Origin of the sequence: Paeniglutamicibacter sp. MACA_103, from assembly GCF_045798555.1 — a bacterium.
GTDB lineage: Bacteria > Actinomycetota > Actinomycetes > Actinomycetales > Micrococcaceae > Paeniglutamicibacter.
On the sequence record NZ_JBIXLN010000139.1, the window covers coordinates 1 to 255 of the forward strand.

The following is a 255-nucleotide window of genomic DNA, read 5'->3' on the forward strand; positions in this document are numbered from 1 at the left end:
TGTTGCTCCGGTGAGCATTGATTCCCCGACCGCCGGTCAGGATCTGGGCGAGACCGGCTCTGTTCCGGTGTCGGGCAAGGGCGAGCCGGGTGCCACCGTCACGGTGGTCCTCGATGGCGATGCCACGAACCCGCAGACCGCGGTCGTTGATGCCGAGGGCAACTGGACCGTGACGTTCGCCGATGTTCCGGCCGGCGACCACAACGTGGTTGCCACCCAGGACGTCGACGGGTCGACGGCCGAGGTTGCGTTCAC

General features: G+C 67.5%; 1 protein-coding gene. It reads left to right on the plus strand.

Annotated features, from left to right (window positions below; genetic code table 11):
- Positions 1-255, plus strand: a 255-nt coding sequence (locus tag ACIPVK_RS21875) for an Ig-like domain-containing protein (protein ID WP_407614081.1), incomplete at both ends; no start/stop codon positions are given.